General features: G+C 67.9%; 24 protein-coding genes. 8 read left to right on the top strand and 16 right to left on the bottom strand.

Annotation, left to right across the window (positions count from 1 at the left end):
* Positions 1-221: 221 nt before the first annotated feature.
* On the bottom strand, positions 222-1,013 hold the full coding sequence (locus GGQ93_RS10870) for a PhoH family protein (RefSeq protein WP_152949696.1): 792 nt from the start codon (positions 1,011-1,013) through the stop codon (positions 222-224).
* A gap of 312 nt (positions 1,014-1,325) precedes the next feature.
* Between GGQ93_RS10870 and GGQ93_RS10875 the strand changes: the two genes are divergently transcribed.
* The gene (locus tag GGQ93_RS10875; RefSeq protein ID WP_152949697.1) at positions 1,326-1,853 is read left to right on the top strand and encodes a gamma carbonic anhydrase family protein; all 528 of its coding nucleotides are present in this window, start codon (positions 1,326-1,328) and stop codon (positions 1,851-1,853) included.
* 20 nt (positions 1,854-1,873) lie between these two features.
* Here the strand turns inward: GGQ93_RS10875 and GGQ93_RS10880 are convergent, their stop codons facing one another.
* The 4 genes from GGQ93_RS10880 to tipF form a co-directional block, all read right to left on the bottom strand.
* Positions 1,874-2,803: a bifunctional riboflavin kinase/FAD synthetase gene (locus GGQ93_RS10880; RefSeq protein ID WP_183216959.1), complete on the bottom strand. Its 930-nt coding sequence runs from the start codon at positions 2,801-2,803 to the stop codon at positions 1,874-1,876.
* Positions 2,803-3,264 carry a MaoC family dehydratase gene (locus tag GGQ93_RS10885; RefSeq protein WP_152949699.1) on the bottom strand — a complete coding sequence of 154 codons (462 nt, stop codon included), beginning with the start codon at positions 3,262-3,264 and terminating at the stop codon, positions 2,803-2,805. The genes GGQ93_RS10880 and GGQ93_RS10885 overlap by 1 nt, the downstream gene beginning before the upstream one ends.
* Before the next feature lie 39 nt (positions 3,265-3,303).
* Positions 3,304-4,173, bottom strand: a complete 870-nt coding sequence (locus GGQ93_RS10890; protein WP_183216961.1) for a TIGR01459 family HAD-type hydrolase — start codon at positions 4,171-4,173, stop codon at positions 3,304-3,306.
* A gap of 193 nt (positions 4,174-4,366) precedes the next feature.
* Positions 4,367-5,641, bottom strand: a complete 1,275-nt coding sequence (gene tipF, locus GGQ93_RS10895) for a flagella assembly cyclic-di-GMP phosphodiesterase TipF (RefSeq protein ID WP_152949701.1) — start codon at positions 5,639-5,641, stop codon at positions 4,367-4,369.
* A gap of 108 nt (positions 5,642-5,749) precedes the next feature.
* Here tipF and GGQ93_RS10900 point away from each other — a divergent pair, with 108 nt between their 5' ends.
* Positions 5,750-6,520 carry an SDR family NAD(P)-dependent oxidoreductase gene (locus GGQ93_RS10900; RefSeq protein WP_183216963.1) on the top strand — a complete coding sequence of 257 codons (771 nt, stop codon included), beginning with the start codon at positions 5,750-5,752 and terminating at the stop codon, positions 6,518-6,520.
* On the top strand, positions 6,510-7,493 hold the full coding sequence (locus tag GGQ93_RS10905; protein WP_054764995.1) for a lysophospholipid acyltransferase family protein: 984 nt from the start codon (positions 6,510-6,512) through the stop codon (positions 7,491-7,493). The genes GGQ93_RS10900 and GGQ93_RS10905 overlap by 11 nt, the downstream gene beginning before the upstream one ends.
* Here GGQ93_RS10905 and GGQ93_RS10910 read toward each other — a convergent pair.
* The 5 genes from GGQ93_RS10910 to ileS all read right to left on the bottom strand — a co-directional run bounded on the left by GGQ93_RS10910 (position 7,436) and on the right by ileS (position 13,543).
* Positions 7,436-7,945 carry a response regulator gene (locus GGQ93_RS10910; RefSeq protein WP_054764996.1) on the bottom strand — a complete coding sequence of 170 codons (510 nt, stop codon included), beginning with the start codon at positions 7,943-7,945 and terminating at the stop codon, positions 7,436-7,438. The two genes, GGQ93_RS10905 and GGQ93_RS10910, sit on opposite strands and share 58 nt — an antisense overlap.
* 67 nt (positions 7,946-8,012) lie before the next feature.
* Positions 8,013-8,882, bottom strand: coding sequence for a M23 family metallopeptidase (locus GGQ93_RS10915; protein WP_054764997.1), 870 nt, complete (start codon positions 8,880-8,882; stop codon positions 8,013-8,015).
* Positions 8,879-9,076: a DUF2093 domain-containing protein gene (locus GGQ93_RS10920; RefSeq protein ID WP_054764998.1), complete on the bottom strand. Its 198-nt coding sequence runs from the start codon at positions 9,074-9,076 to the stop codon at positions 8,879-8,881. Before GGQ93_RS10920 ends, GGQ93_RS10915 begins: the two co-directional genes overlap by 4 nt.
* Before the next feature lie 46 nt (positions 9,077-9,122).
* On the bottom strand, positions 9,123-10,391 hold the full coding sequence (locus tag GGQ93_RS10925) for a cation:proton antiporter domain-containing protein (protein WP_183216965.1): 1,269 nt from the start codon (positions 10,389-10,391) through the stop codon (positions 9,123-9,125).
* A 227-nt stretch (positions 10,392-10,618) separates the two neighbouring features.
* Positions 10,619-13,543, bottom strand: coding sequence for an isoleucine--tRNA ligase (ileS, locus tag GGQ93_RS10930; protein ID WP_183216967.1), 2,925 nt, complete (start codon positions 13,541-13,543; stop codon positions 10,619-10,621).
* A gap of 337 nt (positions 13,544-13,880) precedes the next feature.
* Between ileS and GGQ93_RS10935 the strand changes: the two genes are divergently transcribed.
* Positions 13,881-14,774: a hypothetical protein gene (locus tag GGQ93_RS10935; protein WP_183216969.1), complete on the top strand. Its 894-nt coding sequence runs from the start codon at positions 13,881-13,883 to the stop codon at positions 14,772-14,774.
* Positions 14,775-14,914: 140 nt separating this feature from the next.
* On the opposite strand, the gene GGQ93_RS10940 is transcribed toward GGQ93_RS10935, so the two are convergent.
* From GGQ93_RS10940 to GGQ93_RS10950, 3 genes are all read right to left on the bottom strand, one after another.
* Positions 14,915-17,803: a M16 family metallopeptidase gene (locus GGQ93_RS10940; RefSeq protein WP_183216971.1), complete on the bottom strand. Its 2,889-nt coding sequence runs from the start codon at positions 17,801-17,803 to the stop codon at positions 14,915-14,917.
* A gap of 161 nt (positions 17,804-17,964) precedes the next feature.
* Entirely contained in the window at positions 17,965-18,687 is a 723-nt protein-coding gene (locus GGQ93_RS10945; RefSeq protein ID WP_183216973.1) for an anti-sigma factor family protein, read from the bottom strand.
* Positions 18,684-19,187, bottom strand: a complete 504-nt coding sequence (locus GGQ93_RS10950; protein WP_224764463.1) for an RNA polymerase sigma factor — start codon at positions 19,185-19,187, stop codon at positions 18,684-18,686. The genes GGQ93_RS10945 and GGQ93_RS10950 overlap by 4 nt, the downstream gene beginning before the upstream one ends.
* A gap of 52 nt (positions 19,188-19,239) precedes the next feature.
* Between GGQ93_RS10950 and GGQ93_RS10955 the strand changes: the two genes are divergently transcribed.
* Together GGQ93_RS10955 and GGQ93_RS10960 are read left to right on the top strand one after the other, a co-directional pair.
* On the top strand, positions 19,240-20,640 hold the full coding sequence (locus tag GGQ93_RS10955; RefSeq protein WP_224764464.1) for a S8 family serine peptidase: 1,401 nt from the start codon (positions 19,240-19,242) through the stop codon (positions 20,638-20,640).
* 86 nt (positions 20,641-20,726) lie between these two features.
* On the top strand, positions 20,727-21,386 hold the full coding sequence (locus tag GGQ93_RS10960; RefSeq protein WP_182715112.1) for a hypothetical protein: 660 nt from the start codon (positions 20,727-20,729) through the stop codon (positions 21,384-21,386).
* 89 nt (positions 21,387-21,475) lie between these two features.
* Here the strand turns inward: GGQ93_RS10960 and hfaD are convergent, their stop codons facing one another.
* From hfaD to hfaA, 3 genes are read right to left on the bottom strand one after another with little or no spacing between them, the layout of a single operon-like run.
* Entirely contained in the window at positions 21,476-22,591 is a 1,116-nt protein-coding gene (hfaD, locus tag GGQ93_RS10965; protein ID WP_224764465.1) for a holdfast anchor protein HfaD, read from the bottom strand.
* On the bottom strand, positions 22,518-23,534 hold the full coding sequence (gene hfaB, locus GGQ93_RS10970; protein ID WP_183216977.1) for a holdfast anchoring protein HfaB: 1,017 nt from the start codon (positions 23,532-23,534) through the stop codon (positions 22,518-22,520). The genes hfaD and hfaB overlap by 74 nt, the downstream gene beginning before the upstream one ends.
* A complete protein-coding gene (gene hfaA, locus GGQ93_RS10975; RefSeq protein ID WP_183216980.1) occupies positions 23,531-23,974 on the bottom strand; it encodes a holdfast anchoring protein HfaA in 444 nt (147 codons plus the stop codon). The genes hfaB and hfaA overlap by 4 nt, the downstream gene beginning before the upstream one ends.
* A 115-nt stretch (positions 23,975-24,089) precedes the next feature.
* Here hfaA and GGQ93_RS10980 point away from each other — a divergent pair, with 115 nt between their 5' ends.
* Positions 24,090-24,806, top strand: coding sequence for a rhomboid family intramembrane serine protease (locus tag GGQ93_RS10980; RefSeq protein WP_183216982.1), 717 nt, complete (start codon positions 24,090-24,092; stop codon positions 24,804-24,806).
* Between the two features lie 91 nt (positions 24,807-24,897).
* Positions 24,898-25,326, top strand: coding sequence for a CBS domain-containing protein (locus tag GGQ93_RS10985; RefSeq protein WP_183216983.1), 429 nt, complete (start codon positions 24,898-24,900; stop codon positions 25,324-25,326).
* Positions 25,327-25,473: the final 147 nt, after the last annotated feature.

Genomic DNA, 25,473 nt, shown 5'->3' on the forward strand with positions numbered 1-25,473 from the left:
TTCCGCTCCCTGTGCGGAGACTCTTCGGCCCCTCGCATGAACAGGTAAGCATGAATTGAGAGCGTTCACAACACGAAACGGCCATGATCGAACGTGGTTATGACACCCCCAGTTCACATGTCGTTTCAGGGCCCTTCTGCGGATGGGGCGACGGGCGCGCAAAAAGAGAGGGCCGGCGCACTGGGACGCCGGCCCTCCCTCTACTCAGACCCGCAGGGCGTTCAGAGCACCCCGATCATCGAGGCCACCAGCGGGTGGCGGACGATGTCGCGTTCGGCCAGACGCACCACGGCGATGTTGTCGACCGCCTCCAGCCTGGCGGAAATATCCGCCAAGCCGGACACGCCGGGCAGCAGGTCCGACTGGTGGGGGTCGCCCGTGACCACCATGGTCGAATGCCAGCCGAGGCGCGTCAGCAGCATCTTCAGCTGCACATAGGTGCAGTTCTGGGCTTCATCGACGACGATGAAGGCGTTGTTCAGCGTGCGGCCGCGCATGTAGCCGATGGGGGCGATCTCGATCAGGCCCTCGGCCATCAGGGCCTTGACCCGCTTCATCGACAGCCGGTCCGACAAGGCGTCGTAGAGGGGGCGCAGATAGGGGGCCAGCTTGTCCTCCATGTCGCCCGGCAGGAAGCCGATCGATTCGCCGGCCTCGACGGCGGGGCGGCTCAGGACGATGCGGCCGACCTTGCCGGCCTCAAGCGCCTCGACCGCCTTGGCGACGGCGAGATAGGTCTTGCCGGTCCCTGCCGGTCCCAGGGCCATGACCAGATTGTGCGCGTCGATGGCCGCCATCAGTTCGTGCTGACCGTCCGACTTGGGCTTCAGCGTCTTCAGATAGCCCTGGTCCCGGTCGTCATTGTTGGGATAGGGCGACCAGCCTGACCGTTCGTTGTGGGGGGCGTGCAGGCGCCGCACCTTTGATTCCTCCATGAACTCTCGCGAATCCAGGAGTCCGTTTTCACGGGACTGACGCTTCATTGCCGCACGCTTGGTCATGGACGCCTCCAGGGCATGAAAAAAGGCGGACCCACACGGGTTCCGCCTTGGCTGGTCTTGGGGAGGAAGGGGTCACGGCCTGCGCCGCAGCGACCACCGGGATCAACGGCCGGGCCGTCCAAAACGGGCTGAACCCGTTCCCGAACAACCGAACCAGGATCCCAACGCGCCAAGCGAAAGCCCCGACAACTGACCGGACCGGGCTTGATCCGGCTTCGGATCCGGGGCCGAAATGGCGACCCTCGAATCGCATCAACAGTTAGATGCTATCGTGGTTAGAAATCTGTTAAAGCCCTCAATTTTCGAAGATTAGGCGGCATTCTGATGACCATTTACGCATTGGGCGACAGCAAACCTCAGTTTCCGCCGCAGGGCGAATACTGGGTGGCGCCGAACGCATCCGTGATTGGAAACGTGATTCTGCACGTCAACGCCAGCGTCTGGTTCGGGGCGGTGCTGCGCGGCGACAATGAGCCGATCACCGTGGGCCCCGACACCAATATTCAGGACGGCAGCGTCCTGCACACCGACATGGGCTCGCCCCTGACCCTGGGGCGGGGCGTCACCGTCGGGCATAAGGCCATGCTGCACGGCTGCGAAGTCGGGGACTACAGTCTGATCGGGATTGGGGCGGTGGTGCTGAACGGGGTGAAGATCGGCCGCAACTGCATCATCGGCGCCAACGCCCTGCTGACCGAGGGCAAGGTAATCCCCGACAACAGTCTGGTGGTGGGCCAGCCGGGCAAGGTGGTGCGCGACCGCGATCCCGCCCAGATCGCCGTGCTTCAGATGTCGGCGGAGCACTATGTGCAGAACTGGAAGCGGTTTGCGGCGGAGTTGCGCCCGCTCTGACCGGGTCGAAGGGGCGGCGATCAGGAAGCCAGGACTGTCCGCGCCGCCGCCGCATCGGCCTCGATCTGGGCCTTCAAGGCCTCCAGCCCGTCGAAACTTTCCTCGCCGCGCAGCCAGGCGACCAGTTCCGTCTCGATGATCTGGCCGTACAGGTCGCCGTCGAAGTCGAACAGCCAGACCTCCAGCAGTGGGCTCTCCAGCGCATACATGGGCCGCAGGCCCAGGCTGGCCACCCCGTCCACGACCCGCCCGTCGGCCAGACGACTGCGTGTGGCATAGACGCCGTAGGCCGGCCGCATATAGTCGCCCAGAGCAACGTTGGCGGTCGGCACGCCGATGGTGCGGCCGCGCTTGTCGCCGTGGATCACCTCGCCCTGGATGGCGAAGGGGCGGCCCAATATGGCGGCGGCGCGGTCCATGTCCCCGGCCTTCAGGGCCTCGCGCACGGCGCTGGACGACAGTTTCAGCCCGTCGGCGTCGTCCAGGCGTTCGGCCACCGAGACCGTGAAGCCCAGCCGCTCGCCATAGGCCCGCAGCGCCTCGGGCGAGCCGGACCGCCCCTTGCCGAAGGTGAAGTCGAAGCCGACGGCGGCGTGTCGCACGCCCAGACCCTGGGCCAACACCTGTTCGGCGAAGTCGGCGTCGCTCATGCCCGCCATCTCGCCGTCGAACGGCAGCAGATAAAGGATGTCGACCCCCAGGGGCGCCAGAGCCCGCGCCATTTGGTCGGCGGTCATCAGGCGAAAGGGCACGGCCTCGGGCTGGAACCAGCGGCGCGGATGGGGATCGAAACTGACCACGCCCAGCGGGGCGCCCAGCCGTTCGGCGGCGGCCTTGGCCTCTGCAATGACCGCCTGGTGCCCCCGATGGACGCCGTCGAAGGCGCCGACCGCGACCGCCGCGCCCTTCAGGGCGTCCGGCAGGTCGCGCCAGTCGCGGACAATCTGCATCAGCGCTGGGACGGTTTGCGCCGGCGCGGAACGCGAACCACGGCGATCCCGTCCATGATCATCGTCTCGCCGACGAAGCCTTCGCAGCTCAGCTTGACCCGCGCGCTCTCGGCCTCGACCTCGATCACGGTGATCCGGATACGGACCACATCGTCGATCCGCACCGGCTGATGGAAGGCCAGGGTCTGGGAGATGTAGATCGACCCCGCCCCCGGCAGGATGGTCCCGACCACGGCCGAGCCGAAGGAGGCGCTGAGCAGGCCGTGGGCGATCCGGCCGCGGTAGGCGGTCTTGGAGGCGAAGGCCTCGTCCAGATGCACGGGGTTGAAATCGTCGGACGCCTCGGCGAACAGCCGAATCCGGTCCTCCGTCGCCACGACGATTTTTTCGGCCGCCATGCCGATGTGAAGCTCGTCCAGGATGTAGCCGCCGGACGGATGTTGCTGAACCAATTCGACCATGGATCAGGCTTTAGCGGCGGTGCGACAAAATGGCGAGCCTTACCAGGCCAGTTCGAGCGCGGCGTAGCGCGCATATGTTGTTTCAGCCTTCAGAAGTTCGCCGGCGCGGGCGGGATCGAGGCTTCCGTTCTCGCCCCTGGCCTGGTCGCCGTGGATCCCTTGCGCGATGAACAGGCAGTCCAGGCCTTGCGCATTGGCCCCCATGACGTCGGTCACGACCCCGTCGCCGATGCACAGGACGCGCGACCGGTCCACGGGCCGTCCCAGCAGACGTTCCGCCTCTCTCAAGGCCAGGTCGTAGATGGGGCCGAAAGGCTTTCCGGCCATGACGACCCGGCCGCCCAAGGCCTCATAGAGGTCGGCCAAGGCCCCGCCGCAATAGATGAGCTGATCGCCGCGCTGGACCACCCGATCCGGATTGGCGCAGATCAGCTCCAGATTCCGCGCCGCGCCGACAGCCAGTCGTTCACGATAGTCCTCCGGCGTCTCGACCGTGTCGTCGACCGGCCCGGTGACGGAGATGAAGGCGGCGTCCTCGGCGCTGTCGGTCCGCGCCAGGTTCAGGCCGGCGTACAGGGGAGCGTCGCGTTCGGGCCCGACGATCCAGGCCGGACCGGGGGCGCGCTTGGCCAGTTCGGCGCGGGTCGCGTCGCCCGAGGTGACGAAGGCCTTCCACGCCTCACGCGGCACGCCCAGCCCGTCCAGCTGGGCGACGACGTCAGAAGCCGGACGCGGCGAGTTGGAGATCAGCACCACATGGCCGCCCTGGGCGTTGAACCGGGTCAGGGCCTCGCAAGGACCCGCCCAGCTCTCCCGTCCATTGTGGATCACTCCCCAGACGTCGCACAGCAGGATGTCGTAGTCGCCGGCGACGGCTTCGAGATGGGGCAGGGCGTGGGGGAGGGTCATGGGCGCTGAGTAGCTGCTCCGACGGGCTGACGAAAGTCTCCTCCCCATGAAATGGGGAGGGGAACCGCGAAGCGGTGGAGGGCTCTTGACGCCGCTTAAGCGCCTGGGCTGCGAAAAGCACCCCTCCGTCACGGCGCGGAAGGCGCGCCGCGCCACCTCCCCATGTCATGGGGAGGAGACAGATATGGAGCGATCAGCTGAACCGACGCCGCTGCTCAGCGCTGCGCAGGGTGGAGCGCAGGAATTCGGCCGGAGGGTCGGTTTCGGCCAGCACCTGTTCCTTGATGGCGCGGGGCTCGCCGAACAGATGGCCCTGGCCCATGGCGACGTCCAGTTCGAGGATATCGACGACCTGACGTTCCGCCTCGACCTTTTCAGCGATCACCTCGACGCCGTAGCGGCGGGTCAAGGCGGCGAAATCCGCCGCCTGAATGTCGGGCATGGAGCGCAAGGGCGCGCCGCCGTCCAGGTCCAGCAGCTGCTCGATCAGCAGATCGGCCGCCACCTTGATGAACTTCACGTCCGAACGCTGCAGATCGGCGAAGTCCAGGTCCAGGGTCTGGACCTTGTCCAGCGAAAAGCGGAAGCCCAGGTCCGCCAGCTTGGCCATGTTGCGAGCCTCGACCGCGCCGCGCGCGTCGAAGGTCGCCTGGCCCAGTTCGAAGATCAGGGCCTGGTTCAGGTCGCGGTTCTCGTTCAGGAAGTCCAGGAAGCGCGGGAAGAAGGTCTCATCGCCCAAGGAGGTCAGGGCGACGTTGCAGAAGACCCCGACCTTACGGTCCTGGCGCGACAGCCGGCGCACGATCTGGGCGCAGCGGAACAGCAGCAGATTGTCGATCGCCGGCACCAGGCCTTCGCCCTCCGCCAGGGACAGATACTCCGCCGGCATCATCACCCGGTCGCTGGCGTCGCGCAGGCGGGTGAAGCTCTCATAGAAGAGGGTGCGGCGTTGCGGCAGGGAGACGACGGGCTGAAGATACAGATCGACCCGCCCCTGGCTCAGCGCCTCGTGGATGGTCCGCAGCAGAACGTTGGACTGGGCCTGGCGGCGGCCTTCGAAGGTCTCGACGCCCAGACTGGGCGCGCTGGCCAGACGCTGGTCGATGCTGTCGCTCATCTGCTGGACCAGGGTCTCCAGCATCCGAACCTCGCCGGTCAGGGCGTCGGTGTCCGACAGGGCGCCGCTTTCAATGGCCTGGGCCAGTTCGGTCAGGGCGCCCTGCGTCGATTCCATCGCATCGGCCAGCAGCCGATGCGCCTCGCGCACCTGGTCGATTTCCTTCTTCAGAGCGCGGCGCGCCGCCATGCCGGTGACGATGCCGTGGAAGGCGCCCAACAGGCCAAGCGCCCCGATCGCCCCCGCCACGCCTGCGCCGGCGCCCAAACCCGCACGCCACAGGAAGGCCCCCACGGTCATGCCGAGGAACAGATAGGCGAAGTAGAGAAAGCCCGTGGTCAGGTTGCGCATCGGCTGGCGGTGGCCACTCCCGGATGGAATCGCCTGAGTATCAGGCTATCAATGGCGTTCGGCTAGAGCCGGGCTGCAAATAACCCGGCGAAACTCAAGGGAAACGCAATGGAACTGTTCGATCTCACCGGCAAGGTCGCCATCATCACCGGCTCATCGCGCGGCATCGGCAAGGCCATAGCCGAGCGTCTGGCCGAACACGGCGCCCGGGTCGTCATATCCTCGCGCAAGGCCGGACCCTGCGATGAGGCCGCCGCCGAGATCAACGCAAAGTACGGAGCCGGCCGCGCCATCGCGGTTCCGGCCAACATCGCCTCCAAGGAAGACCTGCAACGGCTGGTCGATGAAACCAACGCCGCCTTCGGCCGAATCGACATCCTGGTCTGCAACGCCGCGACCAATCCCTACGCCGGGCCGATGGCCGGGATCGCCGACGAGCAGTTCGAAAAGATCCTTCAGAACAACGTCATCTCCAACCATTGGCTGATCCAGATGGTCGCCCCCCAGATGGTGGAGCGCAAGGACGGCGCCATCCTGGTGATCTCCTCGATCGGAGGCCTGCGCGGCAACGCCCTGATCGGCGCCTACAACATCTCCAAGGCCGCCGACATGCAGCTGGTGCGTAATCTCGCCGTGGAGTGGGGGCCGTCCAATGTGCGCGTCAACTGCATTGCGCCGGGCCTGGTCCAGACCGACTTCGCCAAATATCTGTGGGAGAATCCGGAGCTGCTGAAGACCGTCACTGAGCCGGCGCCGCTGAAAAGGATCGGCCAGCCCGATGAAATCGCGGGCACGGCGGTCTATCTGTGCAGCCCTGCTTCGGCCTATGTGACCGGACAGACCCTGGTGGTGGACGGCGGATTGACGATTGCCTGGTGAAGACACGCGCGCAGACGGCCCAAGGGGCGGTCGCGCCACAGATTGGAAGCAGGACGTCATCTGGCGCCTAGAGGCCGTCGGCTTTCAGGCCCTGTTCGCCTTCCTGCGCCTTTTGGGCGTCGAGCGGGCCTCGGCCCTGGGGGGCTGGTTGCTGAGGACCCTGGGGCCGCTGACCGGTACGCAGAAGACGGTAATGCGAAATCTGCGCATCGCCTTTCCCGAGATGCCGCCGGATCGTCGCGAGGCCCTGGCGCGCGAACAGTGGGACCGCACGGGCCGCACCTTCGCCGAACTGGCGGTGATGGATCAGCTGACCCCGGCCGGTGGGCGGGTCGAGGTGGTGGGGATGGAGCGGCTGCACGCTCTGCGCGACAGCGGGCGCCCCGCAGTCCTGATCTCGGGCCATCTGGCCAATTTCGAAGTCATGGCGGCGGTCATCATGGCCTCGGGCGTGCCGTGCCAAGTCACCTATCGCGCCGCCAACAATCCCTATGTCGACGCCCAGATCCGCAAGAGCCGAGAGCGTTACGGCATCCGGCTGTTCGCGCCCAAGGGGGACGGGACGCGCGATCTGATGGCCGGGATGAAGCGGGGCGATTCCATCGCCCTGCTGGTCGACCAGAAATACAATCAGGGGCCGGAGGTCGAGTTTTTCGGTCAGCCCGTCAACGCCTCGCCGGGCGCGGCGCGGCTGGCCCTGAAGTTCGGAACCGTGATGCAGCCGCTGTCGGTGGTGCGGCTGCCTGGGGCGCGCTTTCGCGTGACCGCCCATGAGCCGATCACAGTGCGTGAAACCGAAGACAAGGCCGCCGCCGTCCTGGCCGGAATCCAGGCCGCCAACCGCTTCGTCGAAGACCGGGTGCGCGAAGTTCCCGAAGACTGGTTCTGGGTCCACAAACGGTGGCCCGACCGGGTTTACGCCGCGTTGGAAGCGGCCGCCCCGTCGGCGGAACGGCGGAACGGGCCGCAGTAGTCGTCGGCCTCGCGGCGACGGCGGCAGGGTCCGAAATAGGTGGCGGTCTTCACGAACGGACGGGGTCGGAAGATGACGGCGTTGATCCGGTCCAGAATGGCTTTGGCCGTGATCGGCTTGACCAGAAACTCGGTGACCCCGGCGTCGCGGGCGGCGTAGACGCGGTGCTTCTCGGCATGGCCGCTCATCATGATGATGGGCAGATAGATGTTGGCGCTGTCGGGGCGGTTCCGGACCCGCCGGGTGAACTCGACCCCGTCCATCGGGAACATGTTGTAATCGACCAGAGCCAGGTCGATGGGCTGACGGCGCAAAACCTCGAAGGCTTCCGCCCCGTCGCCGGCCTCATACACCCGGTGGATGTCGGCGGAATGCAGGACGGCCGCTGCGATGGTGCGCATGTGCTGATTGTCATCGACCAGCAGCACATTCAGCGATTGAAGATGCGGCATTCGGCCCCCCGCCTAGCACGAAGGCGCAATATAAGGGATTTCCCTTAGGCAGGCAAGCGGCCGCGAATCAGGCCAGGCGCTCGGGCGGCCGGGCGCCGATCAGAAGCGAGGGGTCCAGGTTGCGGTCGCGCCATTTCAAGCGCCAGCACAGGTGCGGGCCGGTCGCGCGGCCGCTCATGCCGACCCGCCCCATCGGATCGCCGCGACGAACGGTCTGACCGGCCGCGACGTCGATCTGCGACTGGTGAAGATAGGCGCTGATCAGCCCCTGACCATGATCGATCAGGGTCAGACCGCCCTCGAAATGCATGTCGGGCCGGGTGAAGATCACGCGGCCGTCGGCCGGCGCCCGAATGACGGTTCCGATCGGCGCGGCCAGATCGACGCCGTAATGGGGCCGCGCGGGCGTGCCGTTCAAAACGCGCTGGGCGCCCCAGGCGCTGGAGACGCGATAGGTCTCCAGCGGCCAGACGAAGCCGTCGCGGAAGTCGTCCGTATCAGCCCGGCTGGCGAAGGCCTCGGTCTTGACCAAGACCTCCTGGCGAATGCGCTCCAGCAGGGCCGGATCGCTGGGCTCGACCGTGGCCGGCGGCAGGCCGTCGATCCGTGTCGAGGGGAAGTCATAGGGGGCCACGGCGATGCGGCGTCGGGTGGATTGCGCGCCGTCGCGGGCTTCGATGTCCACCTCTGCGGCGGCGTCTCGGTCAAAGCCCACGATGAACAGGCCGTCGGCGGAGGCGGTGCTCAAGGCATCTCCGTCCACGAAGATCAGGGCGCGCGGCGCCGTGCGACCCAGGGCGTAGCCGCCTTGTCGCCAGGCGCCGTTCATCGCCAGGGGCAGGGCGGACGGCGTCTCGCCGCGCGCGGCGGCGCCCAGGCCGCGGGGCGTCGCAACCGCAGCGGCCAGGCCCAGCAGCAGCGGCCGGCGGCCGATCATTCAGGCTGCATCCGGGCGATGAACTCGGCTGGGCCGAAATAGGCTTCCTGCCGGCTGGGGCTCCAGTACCGCAGCACCTCCAGGGGAATGGGCTTCTCCGTCACGGCGCAGCGCACGAAACGGCCGGGCTTCAGCACTGCGAACTCCCCGTCGCCGTAGTGAAGCACCGCCTGGGCTGAAAGGGTCTCGTCCATGGCCGCAGTTAACGACGATCCCGAGCGCCCGCCAAGAGGCGTCGGCTCAGGCGGTGGCCGGATTCGATGCGGCCTTTTCCGCCGCGTGGTCGATCGCCGCCTGTTTGGCCTCGGGCGAGCCGGCGACGGGCGGGCGGGGCCGCCCTCCCATCCGATCCGTCAGCAGGAAGACGAAGGGGTTCAGCGAGATCGACAGCAGGGCCGCCGCCAGGATCAGATCGTGGGTCTCTCGGCTCATGGCCCCCAGATAGACGCCCAGGGCCGCCAGGATGAAGGAGAATTCGCCGATCTGGGCCAGGGAGGCCGCGACGGTCAGGCCGGTCGAGCGATCCAGCTTGAAGGCGTGGGTGATGACCAGGGCCGCCAGCGACTTGCCGACGATGACGATGGCCAGGACGCCCAGAACCGCCAGCGGATCGCGCACCAGGATCATCGGGTCAAACAGCATGCCCACCGAGACGAAGAACAGGACGGCGAAGGCGTCCCGCAGGGGCAGGGACCGTTCGGCCGCATTATGCCCAAGGGGAGAGGCGTTCATGACCAGCCCGGCGAGGAAGGCGCCGAGGGCGAACGAATGGAACAGATAATAGGCCAGCCAGGCGATGCCCAGAGCGATCGCCAGGACGCCCAGGGTGAAGAGTTCGCGCGACCGGGTATGGGCGATCCGCACCAGGAGCCAGGGGATCAGACGCCCGCCGACCACCAGCATGCCGGCGACGAACAGGCCTACCTTCAACAGGGTCCAGCCGATGTTCATGCCCAGGGCGCCCAGGTCGGCCTGGGTTCCGGCCGGGACGAGGATCATCGGCAGCATGACCAGGGCGATGACGATCACCATGTCCTCGACGATCAGCCAGCCGACGGCGATCCGCCCGATTTCGCCCTTGACCTGTTTGCGCTCTTCCAGCGCCCGCAGCAGAACGACGGTGGAGGCGACCGAAAGGGAGAAGCCCATCAGCAGGGCCTCGACGTCGCCGAGGCCCAACAAGGTCCGGCCCAGGACCCAGCCCAGGGCGGTGGCGGCGGCGATCTGGACTAGGGCGCCGGGCACGGCGACCTTGCGCACCTGCATCAAATCCTTGGGCGAAAAATGCAGACCGACGCCGAACATCAGCAGGATCACGCCGATCTCGGCCAACTGGGGCGCCAGTTCCAGATCGGCGACGAACCCCGCCGTATAGGGACCGACGACGATCCCCGCGACCAGATAGCCGACCAGAGGCGACAGTTTCAGACGATTGGCCAACATGCCGAACACGAAGGCGAGGACGAAGCCTCCGACCAGGGTGAGAATCAGGCTGTCGGCATGCGTCATCGGGGCTCCTGCGAAGGGGAAGGGCGCGCTGTTCGGAGACGTCGCAGTTGGTGGCCGCAGGCCGCTTTTTCAAGATGACGCAGTGTCGCGTTCAGACCTTCCCGGCGCGCAACGACACGCCTGACGATGAGGGAGGTCTTCTTCCTGAGCGACACTTCCCCCTCCGAGCCTGGTCCGCTGCGCGGACGCCGGCCCACCTCCCCCGCAAGCGGGGGAGGATCTTGAGGTCAGCCCCGCGTCTGGTCCCAGTACCGGACCGCGTCGGCGTCGCGCGCCGACAGGTCGGGATAGTCGGGGTCGGAGCCGACATCCGGCACGCGCCGCCACGAACGGGCGCATTTCGGATACTCGGCCAGGTTCACGGTTACGGCCAGGGCCTCGCCTTCGACCAGTTCCGCGCCAGAGGTGCGGAAAATCTCGGCCGCGTCCAGGCCGTCGAACGGGGCGAAGGTCCCGGCCGGGGCCGTTACGGTGGGCCAGGCGTCCAGCGCCCCGCCGATCCGCTTGTCGCGACGGGCGGCCTCCAGGGATTCGTTGACGACTTCCAGGACGGTGTTGATCTTCGCCCACCGAGCCGCCTCGGCCGCATTCTCCCACTCCGCCGGCGTTTCCGGCATCACCCGCAGGCAGTTGCTCCCACCTTCCGGGAACCGCGTGGTCCAGGCCTCTTCCATGGTGAAGGGCGTCAGCGGCGAGAGCCAGGCGGTCAGGCGGGCGAACACCTCGTCCATCACCGTGCGACAGGCCCGGCGGCGCAGGGCGTCGGGGCGGTCGCAGTACAGGCTGTCCTTCCTGATGTCGAAATACAGGGCCGACAGGTCGTTGGAGCAGAACTCCAGCACGGGGCGCACCACGTCCTGGAACCGGTATTCGGCATAGGCCTGGCGCACATGGGCGTCCAGCTCCCACAGGCGGTGCAGGATGAACTTCTCCAGAGGCGGGAACTGGTCGTATTGGGTGATCCGCTCGGCCTCGTCGAAGTCCGACAGGGCGCCGAGCAGATAGCGGACCGTGTTCCTCAGCTTGCGATAGGCGTCGACCGTGGTCTGGAGGATCTGTTTGCCGATCCGCTGGTCCTCGGAATAGTCGACCAGGCTGACCCAAAGGCGCAGGATGTCGGCGCCGCTCTCCTTGATGATGGTCAGGGGATCGGTCGTATTGCCCTTGGACTTGGACATCTTCTCCCCCTTCTCGTCGAGGGTGAAGCCGTGGGTCAGGACCGCCCTGAACGGGGCGCGGCCACGGGTGCCGCAACCTTCCAGCAGCGACGACTGGAACCAGCCGCGGTGCTGGTCCGACCCTTCCAGATAGAGGTCGGCCGGCCAATGCGCCGGGCGGTCGCCCGCATAGCCGTGCTCGGGCAGGCGCGGGTCCAGGGTGAAGGCGTGGGTCGAACCGGAGTCGAACCAGACGTCCAGAATGTCCTCGACCTTTTCGTATCGGGCCGGGTCGTGAGCGCCCAGGAAGTCGCTGTCGGGGGCGGTGAACCAGATGTCGGCGCCGTGTTCGGCCACGGCCGCGACGATGCGGGCGTCGACCTCCGGATCGTGCAGGGGCTGGCCGGTCTGTTTGTCGACGAACATGGCCAGCGGCGTGCCCCAGGCGCGCTGGCGGCTGACCAGCCAGTCGGGACGACCCTCGACCATCGAGCGGATGCGGTTCTTGCCCGCCGCCGGATGGAAGGCGGTGTCGTCGATGGCGTTCAACGCCGTCTCGCGCAGGGTGTCGCCCGAGGCGAGCGGTTGATCCATGCGGATGAACCACTGGGGCGTATTGCGGAAGATGATCGGCGCCTTGGACCGCCAGGAATGCGGATAGGAATGCTCCAGCCGCCCGCGCGCCAAGAGGTTGCTGGCCTCGATCAGCTTCTCCATCACCGCCCCGTTGGCGGGACCGAACTTGCCGGTCTTCTTGCCCTCGGTCTCCAGCACCTTCAGCCCGGCGAACAGGGGGACGTGGGGGTAATAGGCGCCGTCCGGATCGACCGTATCCGGCACCTCGTGATGACCGTGGGCCTTCCACACCTCGAAGTCGTCGGCGCCGTGGCCCGGCGCCGTGTGGACGAAGCCCGTACCGGCGTCGTCGGTGACGTGGTCGCCGGCCAGCAGGGGCACGGAGAAGCCGTAACCGCTGTCGAGCGCGGCCAGCGGGTGGGCGCATTCCAGGCCCGACGGATTGATGTCGTAGACACGGGTCCAGGCGGCGATCTTGGCCGCCTTGAACACATCCTCGGCCAGCTTGTCGGCGACGATCAGGCGGTCGCCCGGCTTGGCCCAGGGCGCGAACTCCAGACCCTCTTCCATGGCCGTGACCTCATACAGGCCATAGGCGATCTCAGGGCCGTAGCTGATCGCGCGGTTGGCGGGGATGGTCCAGGGGGTGGTGGTCCAGATCACGACCGAGGGCGTGCCGCTGCGGAAGGACAAGAGGTCGTCGGGATGGTCGTCGGATGCGCCCGTGACCGGGAACTTGACCCAGATCGTCGGCGACACATGGTCGTGGTACTCGATCTCGGCGTCAGCCAGGGCGGTGCGCTCGACCGGCGACCACATGACGGGCTTGGAGCCGCGATACAGCTGGCCCGAGTTCTTGAACTTGTGGAACTCGGCGACGATGGCCGCTTCCGACTTGAAGTCCATGGTGGCGTAGCGGTTGGCGAAGTCGCCGACCGCGCCCAGGCGCAGGAACTGGTCGCGCTGCAGGTCGATGTATTTGCCGGCGTAGTCGCGGCAGGCGGCGCGGAACTCGTCCTTGGACACCTCGTCCTTGCGGCGGCCCTTGGCGCGGAACTGTTCCTCGATCTTCCACTCGATCGGCAGGCCGTGGCAGTCCCAGCCGGGCACGTAATCGACGTCATATCCCAGCAGGAAACGGCTGCGGACCACGAAATCCTTCAGCGTCTTGTTCAGCGCATGGCCGATGTGGATGTCGCCGTTGGCGTAGGGCGGGCCGTCGTGCAGGACGAACAGGGGCGCGTTCTGCTTCTGCCGCTCGGCGCGCAGGGCGCCGTACAGGTCGCCCCACTGCTCCAGGATCGCCGGCTCCTTCTGCGGCAGGCCGCCCCGCATGGGGAAGGGCGTTTCGGGCAGGAAGACGGTGTCGCGATAGTCGCGGCCGGAGGGGGTGTCGGTGGTGTCGGTGGCGTCGGCCATGGGTCGTCTCGGCGTCGTGGGGTGAGCGTTCGCTGTCTTCGTTCGCCCTCTCGCGCTCCGCGCTGTTTGAGGGCGGTTTCACCCTCTAGGGGCGGTCGTTCCCGGCGTGCACGGGGCCAAGGGCCCAGAGGCGCTACGCCGGGCGGCTAATCGAAATCAGGCGAATGAGGACGCGGACGGTCATTGTGGAGGCGGTCTAGCAGACGGATGCGGCATTGCGCCATCCCGAACACCGCCGCGTCTCAACGGAAACGAAAGGCTTTTGCCGTCTTGGTTAAGTTTGGATCGTCCGGAAGTCTGTTCGGGCGAGATGAGAATTCGTTCGGGAGTCCCGCCGATGCGGCAGCGGATCAGGAATTGGATGCTGGGTCTGGCGGCCGGCGCGGCCATGCTGGGCGTCGCCGGCGCGGCTGCCGCCCAGAGCTGCGGCCAACCGGCCTGCGAGCCGCCGCCGCCGCCCTGCTGCGAGCCGCCGCCGCCCCCGCCCCCGCCCTCTTGCGGAGACGGCGGTTCCTGCGGCGGGGGCGGGGGCCACTGGTCGTCCAACACCAATGTCAATGTGAACGTCAATGTGAACGCCGGTGCGTCCGCCAACGCCGGCGCCAACGCAAACGCTGGCGCGCGGGCCTATATCAACGCGCGAGCCGGCGGGTTCGCGGGCGGCTATGGCTACGGGGGGGGCGGCGGTGCGGCTTATGTGACCGTCGACCAACCCTATCCGACCACCATTCAGGGCCTGGCCGTCGAGGGTCTGGCCCAGACGGTGCGGACGCCCTTCACCGCCTATCGCCGGATGATGAAGCGCGTGGTGATCCAGGCCGTCTGTATCGACGATCGCCAGGTGCCGCATCCCGCCTCTCAGGTGAAGCCGGACCGCGAGATCGCCGACGGCTATGAGGGCGAAATCTACCGCTGCCTGGCCGGCACCTGGCTTCAGGCGACGATCGCCGACTATGAGGGTGAGATCAAATTCGACCACGGCACGACCCTGACCTGCAACAAGCACGAGGCCCTGTGGTTCGGCGGCGAAGGTCGGCTGGAATGCCGCCCCGAAAAGCCCGAGCGCGACTGCAACGAGCGCTCCCTGCTGCGTCGCTACGGCGCCGGGGTGAAGATCCTGACGATGTATCGCGAGGAAGAATACACCGAATACCGCGAAGAGGTGCAGAGCGCGACGGTCGTCACCGGCGCCATCACCCTGGACGGCGGCGTCGGCGGCCGGGTCTTCTGAACCGGAGCTGACACGCCCCGTTCAGCCTCGGCTCAGGCGCCGCGTGCGAGATATGGGGGCGTCGACGTCTCCGTCGATGATCCTGAAAACTGCCCTGGAAAGGGCTCGGCCCCGGCTCTTTCGAACCGGGGCCGTTTTTCTTACTGGGCCAGCTTGTCCGAGACGACCTCGGCGCGCCAGGCCGTGTCCGGCTTCAGATAATGCTGCGCCAGCCGTTGCAGGTCGGCCGCTGTGACGGCTTCCAGTACCGCGATATTGTTGCGGGTCTGGTCCAGCGAGGCGGGGTCCGACTGGGCCTCGGACAACTGGGTCAGCCAATAGCCGTTGTCGGCCATGCTGCGGCGCAGACGCTCCAGCGCCGGGCGGCGGGCGCGGTTCAGTTCGTCCTCACCGATCGGATTGTCGCGCAGATCGGCGGCGATGGCGTCAACGGCGGTGAACAGTTTCGGCAGGGACTCCGGCGCCGTCTCGGCCGCCACGACCATATAGCCGTAGCCGGGGAAGACGTCGGAGGTGCTGGAGCCGGCGTTGGGCGAATAGGCCAGACCCTGCTTCTCGCGGATGTCTTCGTTGAGCCGCAGCTGCAGCACCGCCGACAGCAGGGACAGCTGACGCGAGGTGGTGCGGTCGCCGATCTGGTCCGTCGTCGGCCAGGCCACGACGCCCAGGGCCTGTTCGGCCTGGCCGGTGTGAGTCAGCCGGACCGGGGTCGCCGTGGGCGCGGGGAAGCGCCGTTCGGCCGAACCGGCCGGCGGCGTCGGCGCCGCGCCGCGGGCGGGCAGGGCGCCGAAGGTCGAGCCCACGGCCGCGATCACCGCATCCACGTCCACATCGCCGACGACGGTGATCTCGACCGGGCCGGAGGCCAGGGCGGCCTTGATCTGCTCGCGCAGCGGCTCGATCTCAACCGACTGGAACTCCTCGACCGTCGGCGTGGCGGCGCGCTTGTCGCCCCCGGCAAGGATCGCGCCGCCCTTCACCGCAAAGGCGCCGCCGGGGGTGGCCGTCAATTGCTCCAGGGTTTGGGGATAGGCCGCCTGGGCGCGCTGCAGCGGGGCGGGGCGCAGGCCCGGATCGGTCAGGAAGGCGGTCAGCACCTGAAGCTCCAGCGCCAGATCTTCAGGCCGGGTCGAGCCGCTGAAGACATAGCCGTCCTCGCCCTGGCTGACCGAGGTGTTGATCACATGACCCGCCAGGACCCGATCCGCCTCGTCCACCGTCAGCTTGCCCAGGCCCCCGGCGTTCAGCACCGTATCGGCCAGGGACAGGGGCGAGAACCGGTCTGTCGGCAGCCCCAGGGAGCCGATGCCGGTCTTGGCCCTGATCAGGATCTGATCGTCACGGAAGTCGGTCTTCTTGATGTTCAGCAGCGTGCCGTTGGGGAAGCGCACCAGCACGGCCCCCAGGTCCGACACCTCTGTGCGCGACGACGGGGCCGCCGCCGCACCGAAGTCGGCATAGGGCCATTCCAGGGCCGCCTGATCGGCCGGAGCCGCCACAGGAACCTGACGCGACGCCTCCAGGGCGGCCGTGACGGCCGCCTCGCCGCCCTCGACCGGGACCGGGCTGGTGAAGAGCACCAGCGGCCCCTGGCCTTCGAATACCGGGCGGACGGCGGCGTCTACCTGTTCAGGCGTCAGGTCGGCGACAATCCGTTCGAACTGGTCCAGGCTCTGCTGGGGCGCGGTGAAGACCGTGTCGCTGTTGACGGCGTTCAGCAGGGCGCCGGCCAGGGCGGGGGTGGAGCGGGTCGCTGCGGTGGCGACGGCGTTCTGCAGCGAGGTGCGGTATTCGGTGATCTCGCGCTGAAGTTCAGGCGCGGTCACCCCGTATTGGGTCAGGCGGCGCGCCTCCTGTTCGACGGTCTCCAGGGCGCGCTTCCACTGGCCCGGGGTGAAGCTGACCGACAGGACGCCGGCGTCCAGGCTGTCGAACAGCGACTGATAGCCGGCGCCGGCGCCCAGGAAGGGCGGATTGTCGGCCCGCGCCATCTCGCCCAGCCGTCGGTTCAGCACGGCTAGGCCCAGGCTGCGGCGAATGTCCTCGGCCCGCTCGTTGAAGCTGTCGGGGTCCAGGTCCGGCGCCTTGATCCAGTTGATTTGGATCGACGACTGCACGCCCGGCTCCACAATGATGCTGGTCTGGGGCTGGCGCGGCTGCACCTGGCCCAGGTCGGGCTCGGGCCCGTCCGCCGCCTTGGGCGTCCAGTCGGCGAAGGCGCCGCGCACCTTGGTCTCCATGGCGTCCAGGTCGAAGTCGCCCACGGCGATGAAGGTCGCCCGCGACGGGCGATAGTAGGCGTCATAGAAGTCCACGAAGCGCTCGCGCGGCGCGGTGCGGATCACCTCCAGGTCGCCGATCGGCAGGCGTTGCGACAGGCGCTGGCCCGGCGCCAAGAGGGCCAGCTGGGTCTTCAGCACCCGCATCTGCGGGCTGTTGCGGCTGCGTTCCTCGCCCTCGATCACGCCGCGCTCGGCGTCGATGGACTCCGGCGCCATCAGGGCGTCGCCCATCATCTGTCGCATGACCCGCAGCGACGTATCGACCGTCTCGTCCTGGGTGTTGGGCAGCTCCAGCATATAGGCGGTCTGGTCGAAGCTGGTGAAGGCGTTGGTGTCGGCCCCGAAGGCCAGGCCCAGCCGCTCCAGAATCCGCAGCATCTCATTCTCGGGGATGTCCTTGGTCCCGTTGAAGGCCATATGCTCCATGAAGTGGGCCAGGCCCTTCTGGTCGTCCCGCTCCATCAGCGAGCCCGCGTCGATCCGCAGCCGGAACGACGCCTGGCCGGGCGGGGTAGCGTTGTGCATCAGGGCGTAGCGCATTCCGTTCGGCAACAGGCCGTACCGCACCGCCGGATCGGCCGGAACGTCGCTGGCGGACTGGGCCCAAGGATCGGACGGCGCGACCTGTCCTTCCACCTGAACGGCGGCGGGGGAAGCCGCCAGAGCCAGGGCGGGAACACTGAAGGCCCCCGCAGACAGAGCCAACCCGGAGGCTGCCAGCAGCAGCAGACGACGCGCAGAACGCATGAACTCACTCCCAACGCCGCAACCCCCGACGGAGCGGCTTTTGTCCGCAGTAGGGGAGCGTGGGGGCGAGGGCAAGGCGACCTTTTGCACCGCCCGACGCCCCCTCCGGGGTCGAAGGCGCTTTGCAAGCGGTGAATTTGAAGAGGGAATCCGTTCGCGGACTAGCGCCAGCCTTCGTCGCGGGCGCGCGCCTCAGTGACGGCGTCGGCGGAGGGACCGGCGATCAGGGCATCGACCGCGCTAAGGACGGCGGCGGGGGTGTCGGACGAGGCCGTGCGGACTTCGCCCATTGGACTCGACAGGGGCGCCAGGGCCTGGACGGTCCAGCCGTCCGACCGGCGACAGGCCAGGCCCGCCAGCCCGTCGTCTCGAGCCTGGAACGTGCGGCACCAGCGGCCCTCTCCGTCCTGGAAGGTCAGACCGACGGCCCGACCGGCGTTGTCCGCCCCCTCTGACGCGAGGCGGCGATCCAAGACCTTGACCAGATCCCTGTCGGCAAGGACGCCGTCCTCGGCGACACGGATGCCGGAGCCGCTGTTCAGGCCCGGCCCGATCAGCACCCCGGCGACGAAGGCCGCCGCAGCCAGCCCGCCCCAGATCGGCGCCTGGCGCGGCGCGAGGGCTTGGGACAACCAGGCTTTCAAACCCGCCAACGGCGCTGCGCGGACGTGGCCGCCATTGGCGATCAGGCGCGACAGATCACGGTCGCGGGGATCGACCTGGACCAGAAAGGCCGCCTGCGTCGCCGCGCGCAACCGTCGCGCCGTCGCCATCCGTTCGGCCAGGGCGGAGTCGGTCCGGGCCGCCGCTTCCAGCCGTGCGACCGCATCGGGCGCCAGTTCGCCGTCGGTCCAACGCATCAGGGTTTCATCGTCGATGTTCATCCCGTCACTCCCTGCTCGGCCAACGTCTGCATCAAGGTCTGACGGCCGCGCACAAGACGGCTGGTCAGGGTGCCGGCGGGCACGCCCAGAACCTGGGCCGCCTCGGCGTAGGACAGGCCCTCGACCAGGACGAGGGCGACCGCATGTTTCTGATCCTCGGGCAGGGCGTGGATGGCGTCGCGCACCAGCCGGGCGTCGGCGCGCAGACCTTCGTCCGCCTGGGCGGCGTCGGGCACACGGGCCGTGGCCTCGTCCTCGGGCGTCAGGACCCGGCCCCAGCGCTGGCGTGCGCGACCGTCGTCTATGGCGATCCGTCTCATGATGGTGAAGGTCCAACTGTCCAGCCGCGTGCCGGTCTTGAAACCGCGCCGCGACGCCAGGGCGCGTTCCACCGTCTGTTGCACCAAATCCTGCGCGTCTGCGTCGTGGGGGCGGAGGATGCGGGCGAATCGGCGCAGGCGCGGCAGAAGCTCCACCAGCCCCGTCTGAAAATCGTCCACGTGTCGTCCTTTTCCATGCGGGATGAAACGAACGAGCCCAGGCGTTTCATCCATGGCATATCGAGAACGGAACGCCGCCCGACGCAAGGACGAAGTGGCGCGGGGCCGGAAGGAGTGGATGATGCGGTGGAAACGGACCTTGGCGTTGATCGGCCTGGCGGCGCTGGGGCTGACGCCGCTGACCACCGCTGCACCGGCCCAGGCCCAGATCGGATCTTTGCCGGTTCCCACAATTCCGGGCGTGGGGCAAAGTCTGCCGGATCGTCTGCCTGACCGTCTGACGGAGCGGCTGCCGGGTCTGGACGAGGTTGATCGCCTGGGACGCCAGGGGATCGATCAAGCCCTGAGGGCGCCGGCGCGTCTGACGCAACTCGTGCGGCGTTCCAACGGGGCGCTGGAGGCCGACCCCCAGGGCTGGCCCGTGGTGCGTGGCGAGATCGTGGCCCTGGACCTGTCGCCCGCCGCCCGCGCTCTGGCGACGAGCGCAGGTTTCACCGTTCTGCGGGAGGAGCGGCTTGAGGCTCTTGAACTGACCAGCCTGGTCCTTTCCCCGCCGCGCGGCCTGTCCCTTGCGCGGGCTGTCGCGCGTTTGAAGAGATTGGACCCACAGGCTGACGTGACCTTCAACCATATCCACGACACGGCCGGCGCCGTGTCATCGGAGGAGGGCGGGCTCGCGAAGCAATCCTCAAGCGCTGGTGGAGACGCCGGCCCTAAGCTGGGTCTGATCGACACCGGCGTCGAGGCGACCCATCCGGCTCTCGTCGGATCGCAGGTCGTGCAGCGGGGTTTCGCCGGGCCGCCGCGCATGGGCGCGCATGGCTTGGCCGTCGCCTCCTTGATGGTCGGGCGCAGCGGCCCGTTCGCTGGCGGCGCGCCGGGCGCCGATCTGCGCGTCGCCGACATCTATGGCGGCCAAGCGGAGGGCGGCTCATCGACCGCCCTGGCCCAGGCCCTGGCCTGGATGATCGAACAGAGGGTCGGGGTGGTGAACGTCAGCCTGGTCGGCCCGCGCAACGCCTTGGTCGAACGCGCGATCCAGCGGGCCCAGGCGCGGGGTCTGACGGTGGTGGCGGCGGTGGGCAATGACGGCCCGGCCGCCCCGCCGCTTTATCCCGCCGCCTATGACGGGGTGATCGGCGTCACGGCCGTGAACGCCCGCGACCAGGTTCTGCCGGAGGCGGCGCGCGGCCCCCAGGTCGCCTTCGCCGCTCCGGGCGCCGACATGGCCGCCGCGGCGCCCGCCGGCCGCTGGACCAGCGTGCGGGGAACCTCCTTCGCCGCCCCCATCGTGGCTGGACTTGTAGCGCGCCAGGGTCAGGCCGCCTTGGCGCGCAGCGCCGCCGACTTGGGGGCGCGCGGCCGCGACGCCGTCTACGGCCAGGGCTTGGTGGGCGTCGGATCTCGCGCGGCGCCGCAGACGATGGGTGCGCGCGGACGGCTGGCTCGATAAAATATCGAAGGGTCGGGATGAAATCTCGACGGCCGGTCGTTGGACACTGCGAGGGCGAGATGCCCGAGACATGCAGGAGATTGACGATGAAGAAGACCCTGATGACCGCGACCGTCGCTTTCGGCCTGGCTCTGGCCGGCGCATCGCAAGCTCAGGTCCTGGGCGGTTCCGGCGGCCTGACCGGTGGTTTGGCCGGCGGCCTGGGCGGCCAGGTCGGAAGCATGACCGGCGGCCAGATCGGTGGCGCCGGCTCTCTGACCGGAGGCGTGTCGGGCGCGATCGACGGTTCGCGCATTCGTGACGGCGTCGCCTCGACCACCAATCAGACCCTGACCCGCGCCGAGCGCCGCGCTCAGCAGGCTCAGGCCCGCGCCGCCGCAACCGCCGAACGCAACCGCGCCAGGGCTGAGAATGCTGCGGTGAACACCCGTGACCGCGTCGCTTCGACCGCCGCCTCCACCCAGGGGCGGGCCCAAGGCGCGCTGAACGGAACCGTCAACGGCGTCGCCAACGCTGCGAGCCCCGCCCAAGGCGAAGGCCAAGCTCAGGGTTCGGCCCTGTTGAACAGCGCCCTGTCCAGCAGCGGCGGCTCCGCCTCGGGCTCGGGGCAAGGCCAGGCCCAGACCCAAACACCCACGCGCCGCGCCTCAGCTGACGCTGACGCCAATGGGTCGGCGTCTGCGAACCGCAACGGCGCCTCGGCCTCGGTCGGCGTTTCGGCTGGCGGCAGCGTTCGTCCGAACTGAGTTGACGACCGATAGATGTTAAGAAGGGCCCCGTCGGTTCAGCCGGCGTGGCCCTTTTGGCGAGAAGCCTGATCTCGGACCTTATGCGCTCAACCGCCCGGTCGGCTGACGTAGAAGGTCGCGCTGTTGCCCACGGCGGTGGCGCCGACGACCGCGGCGCGGCCGGCGCCGATCGTCGCACTGGTCGTGGCGGTGACATTGGCGTCATTGGTCTGGCTGTTCGTCACGTGAACCTCGCCGCCGCACTGGGAACAGGCGTACCCTGTCACGCTGTTGCCGACGGCTTCGGCGCCGACATAGGCGTCATAGCCGCTGACGCCGGCATAGGTCGCGGTCGCTTCGACTCCGCCGGTGTTCAACTGGGTGTTGTCCAGCTCCAAATAGATGTCCTGGTTGCCGGCGACGGTCTCGTTGGCGACGGCGCGGGCGGCGACTGTGGTCTGGCCCTGCAAATTGGTCTGGGCGCGGGCCGCTGCGCGGACACGGCCCTGGTTGGTCTGGTCACTCGTCGCGACCAGAGAGCCGCCGGCGTTCGACAGGACGATCCGGTTGCCCCCGGCGCCGGCCCGGGCGGCCAGGTTCCAGGCGTTGTCGACATAGACGTCGGTGCGGGCCTCGATGGTCGAGGGGGCGTTGGTCTGGCGCACCGTCAAATCCTGATGCGAGGCGCCGTTGGTCGAGGCCTGGACCAGGTTGGCCGCCGCATGGGCGGAAAAGTCGGCGGGGGCGGGGATGTATTGAATATCGGCGACGGTCTCGGCCAGGACGGGGGTCTGGGCTGACTGGTCGAGGGCGCCGGTGATCGAGGCGGACGATCCGCTGAGCGCGATCCGATTGGCCGCCGCCGTGGTGGCGACGGCGGCGCCGTCTTCGATATGGGCGGTCGGCGCCCGCACTGCGGTGCGGGCCGTGACGGACGGACCCGTCATGGTCTGACGCGCGGTCAGGTCGGCGGCCGCCTGATCGACGCCTCCGACCAGAAGATTGCCCGCAACGTCATTGGTCACCTGAAGTTGGCCCACGGCGACGTCCAGGTTCACCGCGCCGGTGACCTCGCCGGTCATCGTCTGGGTGCTGGTGCAGGTGGAGCCGGTCTGGGCGTCGCAGACCGGCGCTTGCTGGGCCCTCGTCTCAGTAGCGAGAGCGGCGAACGTCGCCGTCGCGGCGATCATGCCAGCGAGACGGATCGGCGCGAGTCTGGCCATTGTTCGTCTCCGTAGTGGGATAAGCCGGGTAATAGCCGCCGGTGGGACCGACGGTGGAATCGCCGAGCGGGTCGTTGGCGGCGTTGAGGCAGATTTCGGGGCCGGGGGCGCCGTAAAGATTGGCCATGAACTCGACCGTGGCCCGTTCGACCAGGGCGCGGACGGCCAGCTGCACCGGCTCCATCCCGCCGGACCCGGCCGAGATGTCGAAGACATTGCCGTTCAGGAAGTCGAACACGCCCGCCGAGATCTCGCGGCCGATGATTTGCTTTTGATAGGAGACCACGTCCACGACCTCCAGGGTCGTGGTCTGAACCAGCCGCAGATCCATGGCGATGTTCATCACATAGGTGCGGTGGGTGGCGATGCCGGAACCGGGCCGGTCGCTGTCCACCTCGCCCACGGCGGCGTCGAATCCGCCCGAGCGGATGTTGTAGTTTACCTCGGTGATGCCGCCGACGATGTAGAAGTCCGAGCCCGGCACCTGGCCGGCCAGGATGCGGCGGTACTGGGTGTCTTCCGGGCCCTGGGCGCTGGGCGTGCTGTCGCCGATCAGCTTGTTGTTGGCGTAGCGCAGCTCCAGCTCCGACACCGAGGTGTCGTACCGCTCAACAATCCGCGCGCCGGCCTTGGCGAGGGCCGAGTTGGCCATCAGCGAGGCGCCGCCGGTGATCTGACGCCCGCCGTCGGAGGAGACGGTGCCCGTATAGTCGCTGATCCGCCCCACGGCCATGCGCGGCGAGGGCAGATTATAGCGGCGGGCGTAGTCGGCCAGGCAGTAGAGGGCGGTCGAATAGGGGGTCGGGTTGGCGGTGACCGGCGCATTGCCGATCGGCGTCGCATACTGGCCCGATGGCCCTGCGACCGGACTGACGCAGCCGGCCAGCAGCAGGGCGGCCGCAATCGACGCAGCGCCGGTGCGAATGAAGACAGGTCGGCTCATGGCAGGGTGAGGCTTCCGTTCAGAGCCGTGCCGGCGGTGACGTCGCCGTTGTTGGTCTGTTTCGAATTGACGATGACGGTGTTGTAGCTGCCCTGAACCACCACGTTCAGTTGATTGCCGACGGCGGTCGAGCCGCCGATGGCCGCGCCCCCGCTGCTCGATGCGCCGGCGCCAGCATAGGCCGAGGCTACGCCGCCGGATTGGCTGGAATAGGAGGAGGCGCCGGACTGGATCAGGCCGTTGACGATGATGCGGTTGCCGTTGGCGTCGCGTGTCGAGCCGGTCGCGGCGGCCTGGGTGGCGCTTCGCGCCGCCCCATAGCCTTGTTGAAAGCGCGCTGCGCCGGCCGAGCCCGTGGTCTGGGCGGCCGCCAGCGTCGGGACCGCCAGGACGACCGCAAGCGCCATCGTCAGGGGGGCGATCGGCCTCTGGACCGGCATGGGGACTCCTTGCGCGTCGACGAACCAAGGGATCGAACCGCGATCCACCCGCTAAACTGGGTTAAGGTTATTAAGAAGCGCTTGAGATCGGCGAAATCGTCACCCATTGAAAACCATGTCCGAACCTGACGACCGATTCGACGGCCCCTCGCTTTCAGATCCGCCCAAATCAGAGGCTGTATTCAACGCGCCTCTGTCGGTGGTCGTGGTCGCCCTGTCCATGCCGGTGCTGTTCTTCTTTCAGCGCCAGTTGCCCGACATGGGCGCCAGCATGGCCTTTGCGCCGATCGACCTGCAGAACGGCCGTTGGGGCGGGCTGTTCACCGCCATGCTGCTGCACGGTGGATGGGCCCACGCCCTGATGAATGCGGTCGGCGCCCTGGCCTTCGGCGCGCCGGTCGCGCGGCTTTTTGGCGAACGCTTCGGATCGAGCGTCTTTCTGCTCTTCTATATAGGGTGTGGCGTCATCGCGGCCCTGGGCTACGGGCTGGTGCATTGGGGATCTTCCGATCCGATGGTGGGAGCGTCGGGCGCCGTCTTTGGGCTGATCGGCGGGGCGACCCGACTGATGGGAGCGCCACAGGGCTGGAGGGGCGGCAGAGTCCTCAGCCTGTTGGACCGGCGTGTGATCGCGGCTTCCATCGCCTGGATGGCGGTCAACGCCGTGACCGGCCTGATCGGCTATGCCCCCGGCGCCGACGGCGCGCGAATCGCCTGGGAGGCCCATGCCTTCGGCTTCTTCGCCGGCCTTTTGGCGATCGGACCCCTGGGACGCGCTTTCGGAACGACGTCGCACGCGGGACGCTCAGGCGGCGCCGATTCGGCCATTTGATTCCCCGGCGTCCCTGAGCGATCATCGGTCCGAGCGGCCCTGTCGCCATCCCGGCCCTGCGGTCGTCTCCTAACAGAGAGAAGGAGCCGCGATGTTCGTCGCCGAGATCCTCAAGACCAAGGGAAACGCCGTCTATTCCATTACCGCCGATGTGACGGTGGCCCGGGCGTGTCAGGCGCTGGACGCCAAACGCGTAGGCGCTCTGGTGGTCCAGAACGGAGACGCCGTCGTGGGCGTCTTTTCGGAACGGGATGTGGTCAAGGCCGTGGCGGCCGACGGCCCAAACGCCCTCGCCCGACCCGTTCAGGACTATATGACCGCCAAGGTCATCTTCACCCAGCCGCGCGAAAGTTTGTCGGTCGTCATGAGCCGGATGACGGACCGACGGATTCGCCATCTGCCGGTCTTGGACGGAGAGACCCTGGTCGGCGTCGTCTCGATCGGCGACCTCGTCAAACGCCAGATCGAAGAACACGCCCGCGAGGCCGAAAGCCTCAAGACCTATATAGCGGCGGGCTGAGCGGCGGGGCTGCGGCTCGACCGACCGAGAGTCGGTGAGAATCTTTCCTCCGCCTTCAGAATCTGGTTGCGGGTTAGGAGGGTGGCCCGTATAGGGCTGCCTCGCTCGGAGACGGGCCGGCCTTTGAGGCTTTTGGGACTTTGGTTT

The organism is Brevundimonas aurantiaca (assembly GCF_014199955.1).
Taxonomy (GTDB): Bacteria; Pseudomonadota; Alphaproteobacteria; order Caulobacterales; family Caulobacteraceae; genus Brevundimonas; species Brevundimonas aurantiaca.